Origin of the sequence: Lentibacillus populi (genome assembly GCA_014642895.1) — a bacterium.
GTDB lineage: Bacteria > Bacillota > Bacilli > Bacillales > Amphibacillaceae > Lentibacillus_C > Lentibacillus_C populi.
Genome location: BMJD01000027.1, coordinates 44,420 through 59,622 on the forward strand (window position 1 = coordinate 44,420; position 15,203 = coordinate 59,622).

The window sequence follows — 15,203 nt, forward strand, 5'->3', positions numbered from 1 at the left end:
TACCCTGATTCCCCTCATTCCGCTATACCTTTTGTGAGATTTGTCATTTCGATCGCTGCCACAGCTGCCTCTGCTCCCTTGTTTCCGGCTTTCGTACCAGCGCGCTCGATTGCTTGTTCAATCGTATCTGTCGTCAAAATACCAAATATAACAGGTTTGCCAGATTGTAATGAAGCTGCCTGAACCCCTTTAGCAGCTTCATTACATACGTAATCGAAATGGGCGGTCGCCCCTCTGATGACGGCACCCAATGTTATGACAGCATCGTAATCATGGTTTGTTGCCAGCTTTTGTGCCGCCAGCGGGATTTCAAAAGCTCCCGGCACCCATGCCACATCAATGTTTTCTTCCTTTACCCCATGTCTTTTTAGCGTATCCACTGCTCCGGTTAGTAGTTTACTCGTAATAAATTCATTGAAACGTGCAACAACAATTGCTATTTTTAGTTCGGTTCCTACTAAACTTCCCTTATATATTTTTCCCAATTTATTCATCCCCTTCCATTAATGATGCAATTCTAGCAAGTGACTTAATTTAGCAAATTTCGTATGCATATATTTCTCATTTTCTTTGCGAGGCGGTGTTTGGAGTGGAATGCGTCGTTCGACGGTGATTCCATGTGGCTCCAAACTGGTTATTTTTGCCGGATTATTCGTCAGCAGGTCGACTTTTTTTACACCTAAATCCAATAAAATCTGAGCACTGAGATCATATTCCCGTAAATCCGGAGCAAACCCGAGTTGTTCATTCGCCTCCACCGTATCTGCTCCAGAATCCTGCAGCTTGTATGCTCGCAGTTTATTCATCAACCCGATGCCACGTCCTTCTTGCCGCATATATATTAAAACGCCACGTCCGGCTTCATTAATTTTAGCAAGTGCTTCATGTAATTGTGATCCACAATCACAGCGGTAAGACCCAAATACATCACCCGTTAAACATTCGGAATGGATCCGGGTTAATGTTGGTATATCTGACTGAATATCACCTTTAACCAGGGCAATATGTTCTTTGTCATCAAGGTCGTTGGAATAGCCAATTACACTAAACGTGCCAAATTCAGTCGGCAATACCGTTTCAACCTCACGTTTAACATGTCTTTCGTGTTTTTTACGATAATCAATTAATGCTTTGATCGTAATTATTTTCAGCGAAAATTGTTTGGACATCTTCAGCAAGTCCGGAACGCGGGCCATTGTGCCATCTTCTTTAATAATCTCGCAAATGACCCCGGAAGGAAAAGCACCACTTAGGTTAGCCAAGTCAAGAGAAGCCTCGGTATGACCAGGACGCGTCAAAACACCGCCGTCTTTGGCCATTAGCGGAAAAACATGCCCAGGCTGTTTAAATTCTTCAGCACGTACATCCTGCCTGAGTAATGATTGAATGGTCTTCGAACGCTCCACAGCACTTATACCGGTTGTTGTATCTTTGTGATCAATGCTCACCGTAAAAGCAGTTCCGAACGGGTCTGTGCTTTGATCCGTCATCATCGAAAGGCCTAATCTCTTTGCTAAATCTGCTTTGATCGAGGTACAAACTAACCCCTTTCCGTGGGTAATCATAAAATTAATCACATCAGGGGTTGCCTTTTCGGCTAATGCAACAAGATCTCCTTCATTTTCTCTGGTTTCATCATCAACAACAATAATTGGCTTCCCCTTCCTTAAATCGACAATCGCCTCTTCAATGGAATGAAACATCCTACCCATCCTTTCTTTTTCATTAATCGTTAACTAAGCATATTTCCGACATACTTAGCGAGCATGTCACACTCGATATTGACCGCATCCCCCTTCTTCTTAGCACCTAAAATCGTTGCTGATGCGGTGTGGGGAATAAGGGAAATGGTTAGCTTATTTTCATCAACCCCAAATACAGTCAAGCTTACACCATCAAGTGCAATCGAGCCTTTCAGCACAACATATTTTGTCAGGCTCTCCGGAATTTCGATTTCATAGTAAATGGCATTTTCCCGCTTTTTCTTACTTACTATTTCTCCGATTCCATCGACATGTCCGGAAACAAAATGGCCACCGAACCTGCCATTAGCAGGCATCGATCCTTCTAGATTTACCTTGGAACCCGGTTTCAGCGATTTTAGTGAAGTTGATTTAATTGTTTCCGGCATAACCTCTACTTGAAAATTGCTTACCATAAAATTAGTAACCGTTAAACAGACTCCGTTTACGGCAATACTATCGCCTATCCGTACATCGTTTAACACCTTTTTTGCTGCAATTGTCATCTGGATTGCTTGTTCCGATACCTGTTGCAGCTGCTTAATCGTACCTTTCTCCTCAATGATTCCCGTAAACATCTAACTCCTCCTTCTTTGGTTCTGCGACAATTTTTATATCTTCACCAATCATCTCAACATCCTTTATGCGAAGTGACAGGGTCTCAGCAATGGACTGGAATCCCGGCCCAGCAATAGCGGTCGGAGCTGTTTTCCCCCCAATTAATTTAGGGGCAATATAAAAAATGATTTCATTCAGCAGATTCTCCTGCAAAAAAGCACCATTTATTGCAGCACCGCCTTCCACAAAGAGGGACATTATGCCCTTACTCCCTAGCACCTGCAAAACAGCTGATACATTAATCTGGTCACGATCCAATGAAATGATGGTTACACGATTCCGTTGCTGATAAGCTTTCTTTTTCTCATCAGGTACATTTTTGCCAGTAAAAATCCATGTGTCTGCCTGATTATCGGTAATAACAGCGGCATCTACTGGTGTTCTAAGACTTGTGTCCAAAACAATACGAACCGGATTCTTACCGCCACCCGCAAGCCTTGTCGTAAGTGATGGGTTATCAGCAATGATCGTATTCACCCCAACAAGAATGGCATCATGCTTATGTCGATATTCATGCACATCCAGCCGCGCCTTCTTCCCTGTAATCCATTTGCTGTCACCAGTAGCGGTAGCAGTTTTTCCATCCAGGCTAACTGCTGATTTCATCGTGACATATGGTGTTTTTGTTTTGATATAATGAAAAAATGCTGCATTGACCGCTTCAGCCTTCTCTTGAAGTAAGCCTAATTCCACATCAACGCCGGCATCGCGAAGCTTTGTAATTCCTCTCCCTGCAACCTTTTCGTTTGGATCCGAAACAGCTATGACACACCGTTTGATCCCCATTTCAATAATATAATCTGCACATGGCGGGGTTTTTCCGTGATGACTGCACGGCTCCAGTGTGACATAAATTGTTGCACCAATGGCCTTTTCCCCTGCCATTTGTAATGCATGAACTTCTGCATGGGATCCGCCTGCTTTCAGATGGGCGCCAAACCCAATTATTTGTCCTTCTTTAACAACAACCGCCCCAACCGGAGGATTTGGGCTTGTTTGACCGGCAACTTTACCAGCAAGCTTCAGAGCAAATCGCATATAATCTTCATCCTTCAATGACATCACTCCACTCCTTTTATTTTTCATTAAAAAAGCCCCCGAATAAGCTTCGGAGGCGTAAGAACAGAATTTTCATCAACAAGCAATAAACCTATGTATGAACAAAGGCGCAAGCGACCGTTTAGCGGCGTATGTGCTGGACTGAGCCGTAGGAGATAAAGGAAACACGGTGAGCTGGAAGCGAACCGATGTTGACTTATCGTACGGAGGTGAAGGAAGCACACTAGCCGCTGGGCGCTGGAGCCGGACGTGGCCTACCTTGATCCAAGCTGAATAGGGCTAAAATTTTATACTTTCCTATCCCTTGAAAAAAAGGTATACTAATAGATTGGACGTAAAAAAACATACATCTCTATAAGTATTTTCTATACACAGATAGCTTCTATCCGAAATTCCTTCTCCCATCCAGACTATAACTGTCGGCTCTGGAGTTTCACCAGATCCACCGTTTGGTATTCAAACCGCACGGGTCACGGACTTAGAACAAAAATGAGTTCCTTACCGTCGGTCGGGAATTGCACCCTGCCCCGAAGGAAATTGCGATATGAAGTTGTATGTTAGTTATAACGTAAATGGGATTTGATCGCAAGTTTTTTGAACTTTATATTTTTATTCCAGCGTGTTCATTTTTGCTGTTACCGTGCATTTTGGATCAAAGAATGGATTTATGACGTTCGAACCGCGCTAAAAATACTGTTTTTTGATAAGAAAATAATTCTGGTTTAGCCCTATGTAGACTTTTGCAGTTCGATTTAACTATTTTCGACTACTTTTAAAGAATCTCTAAACTCTATTAAGAATACATTAAAAATTCACAACTAATCGACTATGTTTAAAAAGAACATTTTATTCTACTATAAAAGTAGTTTCATAGTTTTATTATAACTTTACTAAGGAGGAGAATCATGAGAAAAAGAGTATGGCTGATTGTAGTTATTTGTATCCTTACTGTAGGCGGATTGCTTGGAGCAAACGGTGTAAGCTCTTATGCTGATAGCCCAAAGCACAAAGAAACACCTCACAACAAAGGCAAAGCAAAAAACGTAATCGTACTAATTGGTGATGGTATGGGCCCTGCTTATACCACAGCATATCGTTACATGAAAGATGATCCTTCCACCCCAGAGATGGAGAAAACTATTTTTGATACCTATTTTACAGGAATGGCAAAGACGTATTCTAACGACGAAGAAGAGAATATAACCGATTCAGCAGCTGCAGCAACATCGATGGCAGCGGGAATAAAAACATATAATGGTGCTATCTCTGTTGATACAGATAAACAGCCTGTTAAGACCGTACTAGAGGCCGCAAAAGAAAAAGGAAAGGCAACTGGGCTTGTTTCAACATCACAAATAACCCATGCTACACCAGCAGCTTTTGGTGCACATGATGTTTCCAGACAAAACTATGATGCAATTGCTGATGACTATTTTGACGAAATGATCAGTGGAAAACATAAGATAGATGTCATGCTTGGAGGCGGTACCAATTATTTTGATCGTGATGATCGAAATCTAATTCAAGAATTTAAAGAAGACGGCTATAGCTATGTGACATCTGCTGGCGAAATGGAAGAAAATAAAAATGGGAAGTTACTTGGCTTATTTGCTCCGGTAGGTCTGCCAAAGGCAATTGATCGTGATGAATCTACACCTTCACTAGAAGATATGACGAAAGCAGCGTTAGAAAAATTAAGTAAAGATAAGGATGGATTTTTCCTTATGATTGAGGGCAGCCAAATCGACTGGGCCGGACACGATAACGATTCCGTTAGTGTCATGAGTGAAATGGAGGATTTCGCAAAGGCATTCGAAGCAGCCATTGCATTTGCCAAAGAAAACAAGCATACTCAAGTTGTCTTAACTGCCGATCATGCAACAGGAGGATTCTCGATTGGGCGTGACGGGGGATATAATTTCAACCCAGATGCAATCAAAGCAGCTAAACGCACACCTGAATTTATGGCTCAGCAAATAATCAATGGAGCGTCAGTTGAGGACGTGTTAGATGAGTACGTTGAATTTGATTTCACAGAAAATGAGCTGCAGTCAATTAGGGAAGCTGCTGACAGCGACGATTTTGATACCCTCTATCATGGAATTTCGGAGGTATTTAATAAGCGGGCTGGTGTCGGATTTACTACTGGCGGACACACCGGGGTCGATGTACCAGTATATGCTTACGGTCCAAAGAGTGAACGATTTTCCGGATTGATCGAAAACACGGACATTGCGAATGAAGTTTTCAGGTTTTTAAAATAAACATTTCATAGGCTTGCTCCTTTAGAATGGTGCAAGTCTATTTTTATCCATTGAATATCGGTATAATAATGGTAAAAGCTTGAAAGGAGCAAACAAAATGACATCTCTACCAAAAGGCAGTTCGAATTGTATTACGGATGTTTCCGGTATCAAGGTTGGACATGTAACGCTATATGAAAAAATCGATCAACAGGATACCATTTGTACTGGCGTAACAGCTATCCTGCCGCATGGTGGAAATCTTTTTACGAAAAAAGTCCGTGCAGCAAGTTCTGTTATTAACGGGTACGGGAAAACGGTTGGACTTGTCCAAGTTGATGAGCTTGGGCTACTGGAGTCACCGATTATGTTAACCAACACATTCAGTGTAGGCACAGTCTTGCAAGGAACACTACAATACATGCTGAATGAAAACGAGGAAATTGGCGATTCGGCAAGTTCGATTAATATTGTTGTGGGTGAGTGTAATGATAGTTGTTTAAATTCGATGCGTCTGCAAGCGGTGAAACCGGAGCATGCAATAGAAGCGATCCGAAACGCAACAAGTAAACCCGTAATAGAAGGTGCTGTTGGTGCTGGGAAAGGGATGGTCTGCTTTGGGTATAAGGGCGGAATCGGCACTTCTTCCCGCCTCGTTGCGGTCGATGATGTGCAATATACGGTTGGATGTCTCGTACTAAGTAATTTCGGCAAGCGAGAAGACGCTCTTTTCACTAGCTGGGACACAGAAAAGCTTACTATGCCCGATGGCTCGATCATGATGATCATTGCGACCGATGCCCCGCTTTATGACAGGCAGTTGAAGCGATTAGCCAAACGTTGTACCGCAGGATTAGGCCGAACTGGAAGCCATATTGCGAATGGCAGTGGTGATATCGCAATCGCCTTTTCAACAGCCAATCCATACAGCCATGAAAGTAACGAGCATGTAGCATCCATGACGTTTGTACGTGATGATCATCCGGCTATGAATAAGCTTTTTCAAGCGGTAGTAGAAGTCACGGAAGAAGCAGTGATTCGTTCTCTCAAAAAAGCGGAAACGACAAAAGGCAGAAAGGGACGAGTGGTCGAGAAGGCCCCTTTTGTTTAAAAAACGGGCAGATGCTCGTTTTTTAGTCTGCTAATACTACCCCTCTAATGGCTTAACGGTCTGCTCATGCCGACCTGCTTCTAAAAATTTGTTTATCTTTACACCTACAAAAATGAAGCCAGCAAAAATGATCCCACTAAAAATAAAGCCGCTTATGTTCATGTAAATTAATAGCTGGCCATATGCATCCACTCCATAGGCTTGAATTAACCAGGCTTTCAGGGAGTTTTGAAAAACACAACGGAACACAAACACTAACGTGAGTAATTGATACCACACAAAAATTCCTTTAGTATTATATAAAGCCAGACTATCCTTTCGCCGGTAACCTTGCAAATAAGCCCAGTCCACAGCGAAATAGAGTGCTAATGGTTTCCTGATAGCCATGGACAATAGAAAGAATGCAGCATAGCCAAATCCTAAATATACCTGATTCCAAAGCATACTTTCAGCAGTTGCTGACAGGAGATTTACGGTTGTGCTTATCACCAATGATCCAATGATAGACAGGCCTGCTATATTAAATTGTCGTTCTTTTATAAACCGATACACTGTATAAATAAATCCGGGAACAGTTGATAATAGTAAAGCAAGATAATCTCCAAAAATATCTCTTCCATGCGCCCAAAGCAAATATGGAATAGCAGCATAACAAACTATATCCAGCACCATGATATTCTTTTTCATAGGCTCTCACCTTGTTCATAACCGCGGAACAAATGTTCACATGCTTCATTCATGAATTGCACAATTTCCTCATCAAATTGATAGAATCCTGGTACTTTATTTTCGAGGTTAACTTGCCAAGTTTTGTGCGCAAGATCCCGGTCTCCATCGTACATCTCATATGCTAGATCCAGCCATCGTCTTGCAGTTTCTGTGCTTCATTTGATGTGGGATCCTTATCAAGATTTTTGCGGATATCGTTTACAATGTCTACCCACTTACTTATTTCTTCATAATCTTTGCCGGCCTTTGGCAAGTTTTTTAATAAACGCTGTTCCTTTGCAGTGAAATGACGATTCCAGATTTCTCTCATTTGCTTTTTATCCTTTTGGGGAGGGAAAAACTTTGTAAATAGATTGTCCCAATCCTCTTTCCCCTCCAATTCCATCACTTGAATAAGCGAACGAATTGTTTCCTTCGACTTTTCAAGCTGTTGTTGCTCCAGTTCAATTACTTTCAGACGCATACAAAGCAAATCCTTTGGGGTCCTGATTTGTTGATCCAATATTCCATGTATTGTATCGAGGCTGAACCCAAGATCTTTCAACATGATAATAACTTGTAATTTCGCAGCCTTCTTAGAATCATACTCCCCACCTCAGCGGGAGACAATAAACCAATTTCATCATAGTACATTAACGTTCGTACAGTAACATCATTCATCCCAGCTAACTGTCCAATCGAACACATATATACTTCACCCTGTAACAACTATTAAGTTTTATTATATAGGTTTACGTTACGTAAGGTGCAAGTGTTTTTTTAATAATCCGATTGTTCATGTACAAGTACAAGAATATCGAGTTGGGATCAATCCGCTTTTTATTTCACCTTATCAAAAAAATTTTTTGGCACATCGGCTTCAAACCGCAATAACTCCCCTGTAGTCGGATGCTCAAAAGCTAGCACCTTCGCATGAAGTCCAAGTCTCCCAATAGGATTTCCAGTCGCCCCGTATTTTTTATCTCCGACAACCGGATGCCCAAGGTCTTGCATATGGACACGAATTTGGTTTTTCCGTCCAGTCTCAAGACGGACTTCTAATAAGGAAAAGTTTTTATTCGATTGGATGACGTGGTAATGTGTAATTGCATGCAGTCCGTCATTTTTTATCCCGCTGGAATACATTAGGTGTGTGCGGCTTTCTTTTAGCCGAGACGCTATCGTTCCCTTATCTTTTGTTAATTTTCCTTCCACAAGTGCAACATAGGTACGTTCCTTCACATTTTCCTTCCAAGCATGTTGCAAGGCCTGCTTCACCTGCTCATTTTTGGCAAACATCATAACACCAGATGTCTCTTTATCAAGTCGATGAACGACATAAATACGGCGTTGGGAATTTTCCCGACGTACATAGTCCATTAATTGGTGATAGACAGTTTTTTTCTTCTCCTTTTTGGTTGCGATTGATAATAGACCAGCATCCTTTTTAACCACGATGATGTCACCATCCTCATAAAGTATGGACATGCCGATAAATGTACTTTCTTTGACAGCCGCTTTATTTTTTAAAATGGTAACAGTTTGACCAGGTTGGAGACGATAATTATATTTTGTTTCGATGTGATTGTTAACCGTAACCTGCCCCCGTGAAAGAATGGATTTAACGGAATTTCTGCTGCGATTTGCCATGACCTTTAATAAAAATGGTAAAAGTTCTGTTGGATCTTCCACCTTGTACGTGAGGGATTTTTCCTGTCGCTTGCTGGGATACTTCTTGTTTTGCCGCAAATTGTAGGCTCCTTTATCATTAGTCCTCGTCTTTAACATCGATGTCCTCAGGAATTGGCTCGCTTAAATATTCCTGAATCTGTTTTCTATAGTTTTCTACCTGTTCGAAATGGGTTGTGAATTGCTCCTTGTTTATGAAGTATTGTTCCCCATCATGCACTGCGCGAATTCGATTTTGTAAGACGAATGCTCTAATTTCCACTTCATCAATGGACAAATATTCTGCTGTTTCCTTTATGGTGAGGTACATGTGAATATCCTTTCCGACTAATTGATATATGTAATTATACGGTAATTTACGATAAAAACTAATTCTGACAGGAACTTATATGATAAAATAGCCCTTCTACAAGAGGCAGTCGGGAGAGTGAACATCCGAAGAAGAGACAGGAGACGGAGGCGGTTATCTTCCCCTCCCCCCTATCAATTCGGGAATAGCCTAATTACTTCTTACTAAGCACATCATGATATTCCGGTGTTTTTTCGATTTTATTTTTTGCATATGAACACTCCGGAATAATCTTCTTCCCTTCTTCTCTCGCGTACTTTACCACTCGTTCTACTAGCTTTCCAGCAACACCTTCACCACGTAGTTCATCCTGCACAAACGTGTGGTCAACAATTAAATCGGTATCGCCAGACTGTGTAAATGTAATTTCTGCCAATGGCTCTTCTTCATTCTCACCTACAAAAAACTTGTTTTTACCTTGCTTAATAGTAACCATCATATTCTCTCCTTTTAATTTATACAAAATGATCACGTTAACATTTTAGAAGACGTAAAATCCTTAATACATATTTTTCATCCATATTCCTATTCTAATCAGGAAAGGGGTGATTAACATGCCTAGAGAGACTGCCAATACCGGATCTCAACCCTCTCCCCATTTTGATGGCAGACGTGATTCTATTGCCCATGATCCTTCGGGTGTACAAATGGGCGTACGAGATGACTTTAACAATACGAAAAATGCTCATTACGTAAACAAATTAAAAAACAAAGAGGAAAACAGGCTGGATAACAATTCAGCCGGTAAACATTAAACAAGATACCAGGGGATAAATTTGCTTCCCCTGGTTATTTTAGTTTAGATCCGGAACAACTTAACCAGCTGCAGGCAAGGTTACAACGATCATCATCAAGAATAGTATGGTCAAATAACTTAACGAATAAATAAAGTTTTTATGGGCCCACTGCCAATTATCTTTTGCAGAAAAACCGCGAATACCCAAAATAAGCCAGCCAACGTTTAGAGCGGTGGCGATTACTATAAATGTTGTTCCAAGCGGCGCTAACAGAAATGGCAATGGTAATAAGCAGGCAATATACACAACCATTTGCCGTTTGGTAAAGTTAAATCCATGCACAACCGGAAGCATGGCAACCCCTGCTGCCTTATACTCATCATATTTTTTGATAGCGATCGAAAAAGTATGTGGAATTTGCCAAATAAATAAAATAAAAAACAAGACAATTGGTACGACATGATATGCCGGCTCGATTGCTGCCCAGCCAATTAAAGGCGTAACAGCCCCGGAAATACTTCCAATAATGGTATTCAACGTATATTTTCGTTTGGACCACATGGTATACAAAAAGACATACGTAAACCAGCCGATGAAAGCATAAATTGTTGCTTCAAGTGTTGTTAACAGCAAGATAACTAACCCAATTGCAGAAAGAGCAATTCCGAGTATCAGCACAGTTTTTAGTGAAATATGACCTGTTACTGTAGGCCGTTTTTTTGTCCGATCCATTACCGCATCGATATCGACATCATACCAGTTATTCAGGATAAGCGCCCCTGCCATCACAAAGGTACTGCCGACTATCGTAATTACAAACAATTCCCAGTTCTCGGCAAAGGTTGAATTTGTAAAATGGAGAGCAAGCCAAAACCCCGTAAGAACAGGTAACACATTTGATATTAAAACAATCGCTTTAAATAGCTCTTTAAAATCAGCGATTAAGGAATTTGGTTTCGTTGCTACATGAGCATTTCCAATCTTCAATGAAGAAGGTGTATCCGCTTTGTTCATTTCGTTTCCTCCTAAAAGTGGAATCCACCCTAATAATAAGTGTTATTACTATTGTAACGGTTTTAGCAAAATTATTTAAGTCAAAAGAACTTGAAACAATAGTCATAATATATTTTACTTTACCAAAGGATGGAGTGACTCGCCCGGGTATGTTCGCTTTTCGTTTTTCCCTTCTTAGTTACAATCATCAAAACGCGAAGAAAGTCCTTTTACCGATTTGTGATTAGCGTTTCAATGCCGTAAAAATTATTAAAGAATAACACTTTTACGTGATCTTGGACGTCCATTGCTACATATGGTGGGGTATAAGGAGGTGAAAAGTGTTGAAGAAGGTTTTAACGGTACTATTTCCCTTTGTTATCTTATTGGCTGGATGCTTTAATGATGCGGTGCAGGATGATCTGCTAAATTATGTAAACAAAGAAATGAGCCCTGCATTCGAATTGGAAAATGTCGCTATATCTGCCTATGACAATGTGTCGGGTGCCAACTATTCAGATGATCAAACGATGTATGCTGCCCTAGTCGACGAAGTACTTCCAAATTACAATGAATTCATCAATGAGTTAAATTATGTAAATGTAGAAACGGATGAATTAAGAAAAATCCACGAACTATACATTAAGGGGGCAGACACGCAATACAATGCATTTGTCAAAATTACACATGCATTGGAAAAACAGGATCCGAGCATGATTGAGGAGGCAAACGGGATGCTCGATGAAGCGAAAAAGCATATACGTGATTATAAGCATGAACTTAACAAATTGGCAGATGAGCATGATGTAGAGTTGAAGGACAATTAAGAAGCTTTTATAAGTAGCCCTCAGTTAATCCCTCTAATTTTCTCTGTTTAAAATAATTTACCAGGCAGCGGCCTATGTCTTGGGATCACGTAGTCATTACACCTATTGCGCGTTTACAGTTCGGATTATAAGCTCACAACATTTTTACGAGGATTACTGCCCTAGTTCCCTCGTTTACACCAATCACTATATTGGATATGAATCCGGTTTTCCGGATTTTTATCCACTGTGTACAGCACAATGAGAAAAAACCATTCCAAAGGCTTCATCAAAAGATAGACAATGTCCGCGGACCATTGTGAATTGATATGTCTGCTGATTGGATAGCCATATGTTCGGTGCCAACGTATTTGAATATTTATATAACGTAGCACCTTTTTCATCCCAAGCTCGCAAACCATTTTTGCCAACTGGTACCTCCCAGCCATTGTTCCCGAAAACACCCTCATCAAAGTAACTGGTCCAGATGATGTTTTGTTGTGTAACATACAGATCCTGAATTCCGTCACCGAGCAGGAATTGTCTTATTAAATTTCCTTTAGCATCAAAGATCCTCGCATTTAAATCATACTTATTACTGTTGTAAAAATAGGAGCGCGCTGAGGCTAATAGTATGTTACCATCTTCTATTGGCTGAATAAAGTGATAATCCCATTTCTGGTTAGATAGAGATATTTCCTGTATTTCATTTTGTGATTGAATAATAATCTTATAATGACGTTCTTCTTCAGTTTGAATCTGTGGAAACATATCATCCACATAATCCGGTATTCTATCGACGGCAAGAACGCATACCTCTCCCTGTGAGCCAATCGAGATATTAACAATAACATATCCTTCCAACCTATCTTTAAAACCGTAATGGGAATTCAAAGTATATTCTTTTGTTACTTTCAACACGCTTCCCCACCTCTCTATTCAAAAATCTTACTTTCTTTTTTATACCTCATTTTTAATTAGAGAATTATAACATCCTTACATACATAAATAAAAATCATTAATGTTACTACTTTACCTGTGCATATCCTGAGCATTTAATGGCAATTTTTTAATACGTTTAAGATAAGCAGTAACATTTTTGTCATCATCATACGGATATATAAATCCAAAATGATCGGCAATAATGCTACTTTTCGAAATAGATCACTCATTATAAAAAGCGAGTCCCATATGCATTCATAATCTGCATTTGTGTATGTTTCGATAAATTCCCTCCATTCATCTTTTTCAAGAAAATCTTCAAAATACTTACCGTGTTTACCCGCGCTTCTTAAAAAATCTGTTTTAATACCTATATTCCATTCAATCATGCGGATTAGCACATTACGATTAATTTGTTCATGCAGTGTTCAAAATTAAATCCATCATTTCCTTTTCATTCCGCATAGATTCATTTCCTCCCTCCAATTCTCAAAACCTGCTTCCGTTAGTTACTAACCATCAAATTTATTGGCTTCTTCACCAGCAATTTTCCATTTTACGTTAATAAATGTTAACTATTTAAGGAAACGAAATAAACCCAAGACGGCACTCCATCTTGGAATTATTTCCAGTATTATAACGTTTCCCTCAGATTTTTTATCTCCTCTTTATTCAGGTGAGTTACTTTTGCAATAAATTCTATTGAAGCTCCTTCTTTTAGCATTTCAAGCGCAACTTCCTTAATCCCAAGTTCCTTTCCAATTTCTTTTCCAATCTTTTTCCCCTTCTCCTCATACGATATCGGAATCTCCAATATTTTATCTGCATCTTTCAACTGTTTAATCTCTTCCATTAATTCTTCCTCCTCTTCTTCATTCAATTTCAAATACGTTTCAAAAAATCCATAAATCAATCTTTGCTTAGCGGGGTTGATTTCCATTCTAGCTATCATTTTCAGAAATTCCATTTTTACATGAACTTTTTCTTCTTCCTTATACCCCATTTTGCTTAGTAATGCCGCAGCTACTGGATTATCCAATCTACTATAGTCGCGCCAATTCTTTTTGCGCAAATGCAGTGTCATGAAGTTAAAAGTTAGCACATGAAAGAAAGGAAATTCCATTGTATACGTATTCTCTTCCCATTTTCCATCATAGCTAAAAACGGCTATAGGGATAATTGGCTTTTTGTATTTGTTATACAAAAGACTAAAGTAATGAAACATCCGTTTATGAAAACCTGTCTCAACATAACTCTGTGGTTCGACATGAACAATAATGACTGTCTCCGCACCCTTCAGTTTAGTCTCCATAATAATGTCCAGTCTTCGAGTCTTTCCTTCGATTAAATCGGTATATACTTCTTCGGAGAGTGGCTTGATGGCTTGAAAATTTACGTAGTGGTGGACTTCCGGAAAAAAGGCCTCCAGAAATTCTTCAAAAAATGTGTTGATTAATTGCTTGAATAGTTGATCATGCTTGGTATAGCTAGGTGTGCTTTCTTTTACTAATGTAGCTACTGTCATTATAACACGTCCTTTATGGGGGTATGAAGTGGAAGTGACCGAGGTGTTTAACTACCTTCAGTATATCAAAAAGTATAATAAGAACAAGCGTTTCCGGATTTTTTGACCGTTTCCCAGTTATATTCAATTTCAATTTTGATTACGCAACAGGATTGGCCAACGGATAGACTCAATATGTGCTTTTTGCCTGACTTTTGAGCATACTCCGGTAAATATTACGCGTAGGAAACATCAAAGGAATCGGAACCTGGCTAATGAACACCTTGTTCCCGGTCCCAAGCCCCCATTTGTTTACGAATATGGACAATTTGCCCAATGTGATATGCATTGTGAAGCGTGAGATGGGCAATTTCCGAAGACCAATCATTCATTTTTTCATCGTTACAATTATTAATTGAACTTCTCCAATCGGTCATTATCTTGTCAATTAATTTTATAGTTGATTGCCAGCTTATTTCACCATTATTATAAAACGTGGAATCATTGGAATTTACTCCCTTAGCGTTAGGAATCCCATTGAAGCGATTTAAATATCGTTGATTGTAAAAGGCTAAATGATTAACGATTTCCCATATCGAATTTGTGGACTCATTGTCTTTCCATGATGCCTGTTCCTCGGATATGCCATCGATTGCATTCCTTAACGACACAAACCAAGTATTTTGATCGTGGCAAGCTGTT

General features: G+C 39.9%; 18 protein-coding genes, 1 pseudogene and 1 riboswitch. Of the genes and pseudogenes, 4 read left to right on the forward strand and 15 right to left on the reverse strand.

Translation table 11 applies throughout. The features are described 5' to 3' along the window. Window positions 1-14: 14 nt before the first annotated feature. Genes ribH through ribD form a run of 4 tightly spaced genes read right to left on the reverse strand, consistent with a single transcriptional unit; the run spans window position 15 to window position 3,416 of the window. Window positions 15-494, reverse strand: coding sequence for a 6,7-dimethyl-8-ribityllumazine synthase (ribH, locus tag IEX12_RS15135; RefSeq protein WP_088053351.1), 480 nt, complete (start codon window positions 492-494; stop codon window positions 15-17). 9 nt (window positions 495-503) lie between these two features. Then, window positions 504-1,703, reverse strand: coding sequence for a bifunctional 3,4-dihydroxy-2-butanone-4-phosphate synthase/GTP cyclohydrolase II (locus IEX12_RS15140; RefSeq protein WP_088053350.1), 1,200 nt, complete (start codon window positions 1,701-1,703; stop codon window positions 504-506). Window positions 1,704-1,732: 29 nt separating this feature from the next. Next, complete coding sequence (gene ribE / locus IEX12_RS15145; protein WP_088053349.1) at window positions 1,733-2,320, reverse strand: riboflavin synthase; 588 nt, start codon at window positions 2,318-2,320, stop codon at window positions 1,733-1,735. Then, window positions 2,301-3,416, reverse strand: coding sequence for a bifunctional diaminohydroxyphosphoribosylaminopyrimidine deaminase/5-amino-6-(5-phosphoribosylamino)uracil reductase RibD (gene ribD, locus IEX12_RS15150; RefSeq protein ID WP_188725454.1), 1,116 nt, complete (start codon window positions 3,414-3,416; stop codon window positions 2,301-2,303). The genes ribE and ribD overlap by 20 nt, the downstream gene beginning before the upstream one ends. A gap of 392 nt (window positions 3,417-3,808) precedes the next feature. Then, a riboswitch (FMN riboswitch) is annotated at window positions 3,809-3,958 on the reverse strand. 366 nt (window positions 3,959-4,324) lie between these two features. Between ribD and IEX12_RS15155 the strand changes: the two genes are divergently transcribed. Together IEX12_RS15155 and IEX12_RS15160 are read left to right on the forward strand one after the other, a co-directional pair. Continuing rightward, the gene (locus tag IEX12_RS15155; RefSeq protein WP_088053348.1) at window positions 4,325-5,683 is read left to right on the forward strand and encodes an alkaline phosphatase; all 1,359 of its coding nucleotides are present in this window, start codon (window positions 4,325-4,327) and stop codon (window positions 5,681-5,683) included. Between the two features lie 97 nt (window positions 5,684-5,780). Next, on the forward strand, window positions 5,781-6,773 hold the full coding sequence (locus IEX12_RS15160; protein WP_188725448.1) for a DmpA family aminopeptidase: 993 nt from the start codon (window positions 5,781-5,783) through the stop codon (window positions 6,771-6,773). Between the two features lie 36 nt (window positions 6,774-6,809). Here IEX12_RS15160 and IEX12_RS15165 read toward each other — a convergent pair whose 3' ends face one another. From IEX12_RS15165 to IEX12_RS15190, 6 genes are all read right to left on the reverse strand, one after another. Continuing rightward, complete coding sequence (locus IEX12_RS15165; RefSeq protein ID WP_088053346.1) at window positions 6,810-7,460, reverse strand: VC0807 family protein; 651 nt, start codon at window positions 7,458-7,460, stop codon at window positions 6,810-6,812. A 163-nt stretch (window positions 7,461-7,623) separates the two neighbouring features. Then, window positions 7,624-7,965 (reverse strand): hypothetical protein, encoded by a 342-nt coding sequence (locus tag IEX12_RS15170; protein ID WP_159457865.1) that lies wholly within the window; start codon window positions 7,963-7,965, stop codon window positions 7,624-7,626. A 77-nt stretch (window positions 7,966-8,042) separates the two neighbouring features. Further along, window positions 8,043-8,189 carry a MerR family DNA-binding transcriptional regulator gene (locus IEX12_RS23880; protein WP_088053344.1) on the reverse strand — a complete coding sequence of 49 codons (147 nt, stop codon included), beginning with the start codon at window positions 8,187-8,189 and terminating at the stop codon, window positions 8,043-8,045. A gap of 132 nt (window positions 8,190-8,321) precedes the next feature. Then, entirely contained in the window at window positions 8,322-9,230 is a 909-nt protein-coding gene (locus IEX12_RS15180) for an RluA family pseudouridine synthase (RefSeq protein ID WP_286171178.1), read from the reverse strand. 19 nt (window positions 9,231-9,249) lie between these two features. Then, a complete protein-coding gene (locus tag IEX12_RS15185) occupies window positions 9,250-9,480 on the reverse strand; it encodes an excisionase family DNA-binding protein (RefSeq protein ID WP_188725450.1) in 231 nt (76 codons plus the stop codon). Between the two features lie 193 nt (window positions 9,481-9,673). Further along, on the reverse strand, window positions 9,674-9,955 hold the full coding sequence (locus IEX12_RS15190) for a GNAT family N-acetyltransferase (protein WP_088053342.1): 282 nt from the start codon (window positions 9,953-9,955) through the stop codon (window positions 9,674-9,676). A gap of 118 nt (window positions 9,956-10,073) precedes the next feature. Between IEX12_RS15190 and IEX12_RS15195 the strand changes: the two genes are divergently transcribed. After that, window positions 10,074-10,274, forward strand: coding sequence for a hypothetical protein (locus IEX12_RS15195; protein ID WP_088053341.1), 201 nt, complete (start codon window positions 10,074-10,076; stop codon window positions 10,272-10,274). 60 nt (window positions 10,275-10,334) lie between these two features. On the opposite strand, the gene cyoE is transcribed toward IEX12_RS15195, so the two are convergent. Next, window positions 10,335-11,270, reverse strand: a complete 936-nt coding sequence (gene cyoE / locus IEX12_RS15200) for a heme o synthase (protein WP_155555248.1) — start codon at window positions 11,268-11,270, stop codon at window positions 10,335-10,337. Window positions 11,271-11,590: 320 nt separating this feature from the next. Between cyoE and IEX12_RS15205 the strand changes: the two genes are divergently transcribed. Next, entirely contained in the window at window positions 11,591-12,076 is a 486-nt protein-coding gene (locus IEX12_RS15205) for a hypothetical protein (protein ID WP_286171179.1), read from the forward strand. Window positions 12,077-12,237: 161 nt separating this feature from the next. On the opposite strand, the pseudogene IEX12_RS23725 reads toward IEX12_RS15205, so the two are convergent. The 4 genes and pseudogenes from IEX12_RS23725 to IEX12_RS15225 form a co-directional block, all read right to left on the reverse strand. After that, window positions 12,238-12,408: pseudogene (locus IEX12_RS23725) on the reverse strand (DUF6688 family protein); the annotation flags it as partial. A gap of 702 nt (window positions 12,409-13,110) precedes the next feature. After that, window positions 13,111-13,422 carry an aminoglycoside 6-adenylyltransferase gene (locus IEX12_RS15215; protein WP_284732551.1) on the reverse strand — a complete coding sequence of 104 codons (312 nt, stop codon included), beginning with the start codon at window positions 13,420-13,422 and terminating at the stop codon, window positions 13,111-13,113. A 209-nt stretch (window positions 13,423-13,631) separates the two neighbouring features. Further along, window positions 13,632-14,522: an Rpn family recombination-promoting nuclease/putative transposase gene (locus IEX12_RS15220; RefSeq protein ID WP_088053337.1), complete on the reverse strand. Its 891-nt coding sequence runs from the start codon at window positions 14,520-14,522 to the stop codon at window positions 13,632-13,634. A gap of 251 nt (window positions 14,523-14,773) precedes the next feature. Beyond that, on the reverse strand, window positions 14,774-15,203 hold a 430-nt coding region (locus IEX12_RS15225; protein WP_188725452.1), incomplete at its 5' end, for a DinB family protein.

What these genes read in the sequence shown, in the direction of transcription:
- ribH (WP_088053351.1), bottom strand. Translation starts at nt 494, where the DNA reads ATGAATAAATTGGGAAAAATATATAAGGGAAGTTTAGTAGGAACCGAA.
- IEX12_RS15140 (WP_088053350.1), bottom strand. Translation starts at nt 1,703, where the DNA reads ATGTTTCATTCCATTGAAGAGGCGATTGTCGATTTAAGGAAGGGGAAG.
- ribE (WP_088053349.1), bottom strand. Translation starts at nt 2,320, where the DNA reads ATGTTTACGGGAATCATTGAGGAGAAAGGTACGATTAAGCAGCTGCAA.
- IEX12_RS15155 (WP_088053348.1), top strand. Translation starts at nt 4,325, where the DNA reads ATGAGAAAAAGAGTATGGCTGATTGTAGTTATTTGTATCCTTACTGTA.
- IEX12_RS15160 (WP_188725448.1), top strand. Translation starts at nt 5,781, where the DNA reads ATGACATCTCTACCAAAAGGCAGTTCGAATTGTATTACGGATGTTTCC.
- IEX12_RS15165 (WP_088053346.1), bottom strand. Translation starts at nt 7,460, where the DNA reads ATGAAAAAGAATATCATGGTGCTGGATATAGTTTGTTATGCTGCTATT.
- IEX12_RS15170 (WP_159457865.1), bottom strand. Translation starts at nt 7,965, where the DNA reads ATGCGTCTGAAAGTAATTGAACTGGAGCAACAACAGCTTGAAAAGTCG.
- IEX12_RS23880 (WP_088053344.1), bottom strand. Translation starts at nt 8,189, where the DNA reads ATGTGTTCGATTGGACAGTTAGCTGGGATGAATGATGTTACTGTACGA.
- IEX12_RS15185 (WP_188725450.1), bottom strand. Translation starts at nt 9,480, where the DNA reads ATGTACCTCACCATAAAGGAAACAGCAGAATATTTGTCCATTGATGAA.
- IEX12_RS15190 (WP_088053342.1), bottom strand. Translation starts at nt 9,955, where the DNA reads ATGGTTACTATTAAGCAAGGTAAAAACAAGTTTTTTGTAGGTGAGAAT.
- IEX12_RS15195 (WP_088053341.1), top strand. Translation starts at nt 10,074, where the DNA reads ATGCCTAGAGAGACTGCCAATACCGGATCTCAACCCTCTCCCCATTTT.
- cyoE (WP_155555248.1), bottom strand. Translation starts at nt 11,270, where the DNA reads ATGAACAAAGCGGATACACCTTCTTCATTGAAGATTGGAAATGCTCAT.
- IEX12_RS15220 (WP_088053337.1), bottom strand. Translation starts at nt 14,522, where the DNA reads ATGACAGTAGCTACATTAGTAAAAGAAAGCACACCTAGCTATACCAAG.